4 protein-coding genes and 1 pseudogene are annotated in these 7,694 nt (G+C 43.4%); 1 reads left to right on the top strand and 4 read right to left on the bottom strand.

Annotated features, from left to right (window positions below; genetic code table 11):
* The 3 genes from IQ234_RS19035 to pdxA form a co-directional block, all read right to left on the bottom strand.
* On the bottom strand, positions 1-2,946 hold a 2,946-nt coding region (locus tag IQ234_RS19035; protein ID WP_193958227.1), incomplete at its 3' end, for a helicase-related protein.
* 87 nt (positions 2,947-3,033) lie between these two features.
* Entirely contained in the window at positions 3,034-4,398 is a 1,365-nt protein-coding gene (locus tag IQ234_RS19030) for an NAD-dependent succinate-semialdehyde dehydrogenase (protein WP_193958226.1), read from the bottom strand.
* 244 nt (positions 4,399-4,642) lie between these two features.
* Positions 4,643-5,659 carry a 4-hydroxythreonine-4-phosphate dehydrogenase PdxA gene (gene pdxA, locus IQ234_RS19025; protein WP_193958225.1) on the bottom strand — a complete coding sequence of 339 codons (1,017 nt, stop codon included), beginning with the start codon at positions 5,657-5,659 and terminating at the stop codon, positions 4,643-4,645.
* A gap of 191 nt (positions 5,660-5,850) precedes the next feature.
* Here pdxA and corA point away from each other — a divergent pair, with 191 nt between their 5' ends.
* Positions 5,851-7,008, top strand: a complete 1,158-nt coding sequence (gene corA / locus IQ234_RS19020) for a magnesium/cobalt transporter CorA (RefSeq protein WP_002757043.1) — start codon at positions 5,851-5,853, stop codon at positions 7,006-7,008.
* 248 nt (positions 7,009-7,256) lie between these two features.
* Here corA and IQ234_RS19015 read toward each other — a convergent pair.
* Positions 7,257-7,571: pseudogene (locus IQ234_RS19015) on the bottom strand (FHA domain-containing protein); the annotation flags it as partial.
* Positions 7,572-7,694: the final 123 nt, after the last annotated feature.

The following is a 7,694-nucleotide window of genomic DNA, read 5'->3' as shown; positions in this document are numbered from 1 at the left end:
GGGGGGAATGGCCGGGGTTTGGGGATGACAGGCAGCGGACCGTAAAATAGCTAATTGGGATTGAGTGACACTATTTCCCTGCTTATCAATCCATGCTAAAGCATCATTTCCCCCGGCAGTTTTTAGATAAACCATGACTCCCTCTGGATGGGTTGCTGTCCCACTATGGCAACGGGTAGAATAAACCACTGGCGGCAGAGTCTCTATGGTATGTTTTAAACTAGGGTCAACTTCGATCGCATTTTTCCAAATTTGATACGCTTCCGAAGTTAAATCCACTTCTTGATCCTCCTCCTCATCGATAACCTCAGATTTTTCATGATACAGATCCAATAAAGTCTGGTTATCCATCTCCTCCTCAAAAAATACCTCATCGGTCCCCACCACCTCAGCATTCTCTCGCAGTCTTTGAGATAGTCTCGTCCGCAGTTTAATAATTCTCTCCACTCCCTCCGCAGGTAAAAAGGAATAACAGAGAATCTGACTTGCTTTTTGACCGATTCTATCTATCCTTCCGGCCCGTTGAATGAGGCGAATAATTGCCCAGGGTAGGTCATAATTAACGATAATGGCACAATCCTGTAAATTTAACCCTTCACTCAAGATATCCGTCGCGACTAGGACTCGTATTTCTTCCCCCACCTGCTGAGAATTACTGCGGGGACTAAAACGATGGACCATTTCCGCAGGATTAGCAGAGTTTCCCGTCACTCCCGCAATCTTATCCACTCCCCGATTTTGCAACTGAGTGACCAAATAACTGACTGTATCGGCAAATTGGCTAAAAATTAACACCTTTTCTCCGGGATGATTTTCCTGTAACAGCTGCCATAACTTCTCTAGCTTTTCGTCGGTCTCCGGCTGCCAGGTCCCAGAGGTTTGCAACAATGCTATTAAAGCCAAGGCATCGGATTTTAGGTCTTTTTTCAATGCGGGTTTAAACACCTCCGTGTTAATCCACTGAAAGCGCTTGCGATAATCACCGCTATACTTTTGATACACTTGTTCGGCTCTTTTTTTATACTCTTTTTCTAACCCGGTTATCCCCCCAGTGTCCTCGGTTTCTATACTTTCATCCTCTCCCTGAGTGACTAAATCCTCATCCAGATAACGAGTGTCTAACAAAGCTAGATCCTGACTCCCGATGGGAAGGGGTAAATTATTGGCCATAGCATGAAGGAAAATATAGTTACGGAGAATATGACGGTCAAGGGATTGCAGGAAAGCATACCCTCCACTCTCCAAACGTTTAAATAAATTCGTCCGACAAAAACCCATTAATCTTTTACCCGCACGGGATAGACTTTTTAAGATAGTTTCCTCCTCTCCTGTCCCTTGGCATCCTTTAATCAGATAATTTCCTAATCCGTAACGGGGTAACTTCAATCCGTTGAGAGTTATCACCACTGCTTCCGAATATAAACGCGCATAAACCGAGTCTTGCAGGTCAAACTTAATTGTCTTTAGTTGTCGTTGGGGAAGATAAACCCTCGACCCGTCAGCAAATTTTAGATACCGACGACCCTGTTCGTCTTCTGTAGCATAATTATTTTTGATAAAACCGCGAGTCCGTCTAATCATATAGAGACGCATTAAGTCTCTCCAGTCGTCAGGAGACTCACTTGTTTCAAAGGCTGCTAGGGACCTAACCGGAGATTGGTGTCTGCGATTGAATTCGATTTCTCCTCCCAGAGATTCTAGTAGTCTTTCAGGACGAATTCCGAGATTAGTATCCTCTTGAATGAATAAACTCAGTTGATTGGACAGGTCACGATAGTTTTTATTGTAGGGAGTCGCAGTTAAGAGAATACAGCGACTTTCGTTGGTGTTAATATACTCCTGTATCACCCGATAACGTTTACCCTCTCGATTACGCAGGTTATGACTTTCATCGATAATTACTACCCGATAGCGCCGCAGATTGGGTAATTCTTGTATAACCTGACTTAAGGGGATAATTTTCACTCTTAATTTGTATTTATAGCTGTAATCCTCCCACATAGTCAGGAGATTTTTCGGACAAATAATTAAGATTTCTAAATCGTAGTCTTCCTGCAAAATATGTGCTAGAATGGAAGCGATGCGCGTTTTTCCTAACCCCACCACGTCGCCAATTAAGACCCCACCGCGTTTTTGCACATAACGAGCGGCAATTTTAATGGCCGATTTCTGAAAATCTAGTAAGTCTTGGTCAAACTGTCGGGGAATTTTGTATTCTGCTAAACCGGCTCTCGCTTCAAAGGAAAGATGGTAAGCTATTTTTAAATAGATATGATAGGGAGGAATAAGACTTTCCCGGGCCCAACTTTGGTTAATCACCTTGACAATATCCTCGGATATATCCCAACACCAAGCATCAAACCAACGATCATTAAACCACTTTTGTAGTTTGGCACAAGCATCGTGATCAAGGACATCAATATTTAGTTCTCCCTGCTGTTGTAATCCCGCAAAAGTTAGATTACTACTACCCAAAAATCCCACCGTTGGATTATTGATATCCTGTCGATGAATAAGGTATAATTTAGCATGGAGATTATAGCCCAAAAATAAGCGAATTTTTAACTTGCCCGATTGAATTTGTTTGGCCAAACGTTGCAAAGCTGCCTGATCTCGATTGCTAGGATTTCCCCAAGTTAATTGCTGGCAAAAATCCTGAACAATTTGTTTTTTTAAACGAGCAGAAGTAGCCTTATCTATATTATTTGAGCGGTTCAATAAAGACAGGGATTGCTGTAGTAATTCCTGGGGTGCTTTCTGCATACCAATCAGGAGACGACAACAGGACAAATCACCTCCGAGAAAGTGATCAATATAGGTATCTATGGACTGCCAACCGCGCAAATTAAAATAACCCACGCAAAAATCAGCGCGTTGGGCTGCTAATAAACTTTCGCGTAAAATTGGCAATAAATGGGACTCAATATTATCAATAATACGCGGCATATTTTTATCAAAAGATTAAGTTAATATAAGGCTTTTCTAACTGATAACTGATAACTGATAACTGATAACTGATAACTGATAACTGAATTACTTGATCCAAACCGTTTTAACGTTGACAAATTCGCGAATACCTTCCACACTTAATTCCCGGCCAAAACCGGAACGTTTAATCCCCCCAAAGGGTAAACGAGGATCGGATTTAACCATACCGTTAATAAACACACAACCAGCCTCAATTTCGGTAATTAAACGCTCAATTTCTTCGGGGTTATTCGTCCAGGCACTAGAACCTAAACCAAAGGGACTATCATTAGCTAAAGCGATCGCTTCCTCGATATTTTTAACTCGAAATAGTAAAGCCACTGGTCCAAAAAATTCCTCTTTTTCCCCCGGAGAACCAGCAGGAATATCGGTTAAAATCGTCGGTAGATAGAAGTTACCTTTTCCCTCTAAACGTTGACCCCCCACAAGGACTTTACCACCCATAGCGACGGTTTTTTCCACTTGGGCAGCAATTTCTGAGACGATCGATACCGTGGCCAAAGGACCAATATCAACAGTTTCATCGAGGGGATCACCAACTTTTAAAGCTTGGAATTTAGCCACTAATAACTGTTCAAATTGATCGGCGACAGTTTCCATAACAATAAACCGTTTAGCAGCGATACAAGTCTGACCATTATTTAACAATCTTGCCGTCACTGCCGTAGCCGCTGCCGCCTCGATATCGGCACTATCTAAAACGATAAAAGGATCACTACCTCCCAACTCCAAAACCACCTTTTTGATCTGTTTTCCTGCAGCGGCTGCTAAACTAATCCCCGCCGGTTCACTACCAGTTAAAGTAGCGGCTTTTACCCGTTCATCGTTAATTAAATCACTAACGCGATCGGCCCCGATCAAAAGAGTTTGAAAAACGCCTTCGGGAAAACCGGCTTCTAATAAAATTCTCTCCACCGCTAAAGCTGATTGGGGGACATTAGAAGCGTGTTTGAGTAGGCCGACATTTCCCGCCATTAAAGCAGGAGCAGCAAAGCGAAATACTTGCCATAAAGGGAAATTCCAGGGCATAACCGCTAAAATCACCCCTAAAGGTTGATAACGGACAAAACTGCGACTAGCATCGGTGGTAATCGGCACATCTTCCAGATAACCAGCGGCATTATCGGCATAAAAACGACAAACCAAGGCACATTTGAGGACTTCTGCGATCGCTGATTTGATTGGTTTCCCCATTTCTAAAGTCATGGTTTTAGCCAATGCTACTTGATCCCGTTCCAAAATATCCGCCGCTTGCCGTAACCACTGTCCCCGTTCACTGATGGCGGTGCGGCGATAATGCTGAAAAGTTGCCTCAGCTAGGGCCAATTTCGTCGCCAATTCCCCCGAGGTTAGAGGGGTAAAAGTCTTGAGAATTTCTCCTGTGGCAGGGTTAACTGAAGCGATACCCATATCCAATTGTCTCCTATCGAGGGCTATATCTCTAGTTTAGTTCTCCGGTTGTCCCGCTGCTGACACTAATTTGGCAATCGGGATTAGGATTCAGGAGATAGGAGATAGGAGATAGGAGATAGGGTGATAGGGTTTTGGGGTGATAGGGTTTTGGGGTGATAGGGTGATGAGACAGCTTCCCCACTTCCCACTTCATAATTCATAATTCATAATTCATAATTCTCATTTCCCCAACCCCCAACAGCTAAAACCCATCTATACGGCGCTGCTGACACAATTCGATCGCTAATTGGATCGCCGCTTGCATACTCTGGGGTCTAGCGATGCCAAGACCGGCGATATCAAAAGCCGTCCCGTGGTCTGGAGAGGTGCGAACAAAAGGTAAACCGATGGTGGTATTAACAGCACAGTCAAAAGCCATTAATTTGACGGGAATTAGACCCTGATCGTGGTATAATGCCAGATATGCGTCGGCGGTTTGCCCTGCACCGCTAAACCAAGCGCGTCCCGGTTCCACCCAAAGGGTATCGGGGGGGACAAGGCCGATTAGTTGGGTTTGCGGGTATTGCTGCCCCATTGACTGCAACCAAGGCTGTAACCAGTCTTTTTCTTCCCTTCCCAGTTTTCCCCCTTCGCCGCTGTGGGGATTAAGGCCGGATATGGCGATTTTGGGGCGATCGATGCCGAAATCTAGCTTTAAAGACTCGATCAATAGGTCTAGTTTTCGGGTCATCAGATCGGCGTTAAGAGCATCAGGAACTGCTCGCAGGGGGATGTGGGTAGTGGCGAGGAGAGTGCGTAAGTTATAGCCGGTGTGAGGGGATTTAGCGACGAATAGCATCCCATAACGGTTAATTCCCGCCATGGTAGCTAAAACCTCCGTTTGACCGGGGAAATCATAACCAGCCAACTGCCAACAGGATTTAGCAATCGGACCGGTGACAATACCGTCAAATTCGCCCTTGAGGGTGCGTTTTATGGCTTCTTGCAGGTAAAGAAAGCTAATTTCACCACTGTGCGCATCCCCACGCCCGCAAACGATTTTTTCTTGATTGTAGGGCAAATCGATCAGAGAAAAGCGATCGAGAAGATGGGGATCGTGATAGGCTTTTTCGAGAAGCGTTCTTGTCCCGATTAGAGTAATCTGACAAATAGACGAGATTGGGGAATCGGCGATCGCTTTTAACACCACTTCAGGGCCGATTCCGGCGGGATCACCGACGGGGATAACTAGACGGGGAATAAAAGAGGCGGATTCCATAAATTTTGGCCGTCAATATTGCTAATTCTCCCGATTAATCTCATCGTTGACAATTATCAGGAGGGAATAAATCAGTAAACAATTTTCAGTTTACTGTAATCTCATGGCGATAGATAGTAACTTTAGGCAAATTAAATTTTTTAACTTTTCTGTTTTCTTATTGCCCAAACTAGCCAGATTGTTGTAAGCTTATGACCCAACTACAACCGGATATATTCGTTAACAACCGTCCCGATACCGATGGAGACGAGGAAGAAGACTACTTCGATTATTTTTATGATGAACCGGGTAGTGAACCAGGGACATTAATTATCGAACCGGATGCCAAACCCTCGCGGATTATTTTAATCGACTACGATGAAGATAACGCCATTCGTAAGGTGGATATTACTCCCAATGCTTGCGCCCCCTATATTGGCACAAATACCGTGTCTTGGATGGATATTCAAGGGTTAGGGAGTGAGACGGTTTTAAAACAAGTAGGAGAAATTTTTAATCTGCATCCTTTGTTATTAGAAGATGTGGTCAATGTGCCGCAGCGTCCCAAGTTAGAAGATTATAACAATCAATTGTTAGTGATTTCTCAGATGGTGCGACTGAAAGAAGATGAAAGCGGTTTTGATACAGAACAGGTCAGTTTTGTCTTAGGAAAACGCTATCTTTTAAGTTTTCAAGAGGAGGAATTACAGGACTGTTTTGAGATAGTTAGAGATCGAATTCGCACTTCCCAGGGACGAGTACGGAAATCGGGGGCGGATTATTTAACCTATTTATTATTAGATACGATTATCGATGGTTATTTTCCCGTGGTAGAACACTACGAAGATCGGATTGAGGCTTTGGAAGATATGATCATTAGTAATCCCGATCGAGATACCATGCAGGAAATCTATGATGTCCGTCGGGAATTATTGGCACTGCGTCGCTTAATTTGGCCGATGCGAAATGTCCTACATCTACTGATGCGTGACCATCATGGTATAGTCAGCGATGAAGTACAAATTTATTTTCGGGATTCCTACGACCACGTCATTCAAATTCTGGAAATTATCGAAGCTTATCGAGAATTAGCCGCGAGTTTGATGGATGTTTATATGTCCACTATGGGCAATAAATTAAACGAAATTATGAAGTTTTTAACCGTAATTTCGACGATTTTTATTCCCTTAACTTTTATCGTCGGTGTCTATGGCATGAACTTCGAGAATATGCCAGAATTGAAAGGAGAATGGAGTTATTTCCTTGTCTGGTTAGTCATGTTAGCCGTAGCGGGGGGCTTGATTTTCTACTTCTGGCGCAAAGGTTGGTTTAAACCAATTTATTCCCTGAAAGAGGAAGCAAAAAGTTAGTTAACGAAGGCAGGAGTCAGGAGTCAGGAGTCAGGAGTCAGGAGTCAGGAGACAGGAGACAGGAGACAGGAGTCAGGAGTCAGGAGACAGGAGACAGGAGACAGGAGTCAGGAGTCAGGAGTCAGGAGACAGGAGACAGGAGACTATTTTATTTATTCTCCTATCTCCCCACCTCCCCAATTCATAATTCATAATTCATAATTCATAATTCCCACTTCCCAGGACAAACTTTTTCGACAAACCCCTAATTATTCCACCACAAATGCGAGGATTTGGCCTTGGTGACTGCCGAAGCGAATCTGTAAACCGGACTCTAGGGGAACTTCTTGGTTATAAACCTGTTTCCAGTGGCCATCTTGGTAGATAAAAGTACCAAAACGGGAGAAATCTTCGAGAAAGTATTGATAGTCTGGATAATCGGGATTTTTACGGCAAATTATCCGACAATGGTTTTTACTAACCCATTTTTCAGCAATCTGTAGATCATTTTCCATGTCCCGTCCTATATTCATGGCACCACCACGGATTGACCATTTTCTTTCGGGACGATCGAGATAGTAGACCTCCTGCAAAAATAGGAACTGATTATGTAAAATAAAGTAAAACACTCAGAAAAACAATGACTTACGAAAAAGTAAAAAATTTGAATCCAGAAGAGTTTAAACGCTTTTGTGGAGTATATCCTG

It is taken from the genome of Microcystis aeruginosa LEGE 91341 (genome assembly GCF_015206885.1).
GTDB lineage: Bacteria > Cyanobacteriota > Cyanobacteriia > Cyanobacteriales > Microcystaceae > Microcystis > Microcystis aeruginosa_H.
Note: the sequence above shows the minus strand (reverse complement) of the source record. Positions and strands in the feature narration are given on the sequence as shown.

Coding starts and splice junctions, on each gene's coding strand:
- corA (WP_002757043.1), top strand. CDS start 5,851: ATGACCCAACTACAACCGGATATATTCGTTAACAACCGTCCCGATACC.
- pdxA (WP_193958225.1), bottom strand. CDS start 5,659: ATGGAATCCGCCTCTTTTATTCCCCGTCTAGTTATCCCCGTCGGTGAT.
- IQ234_RS19030 (WP_193958226.1), bottom strand. CDS start 4,398: ATGGGTATCGCTTCAGTTAACCCTGCCACAGGAGAAATTCTCAAGACT.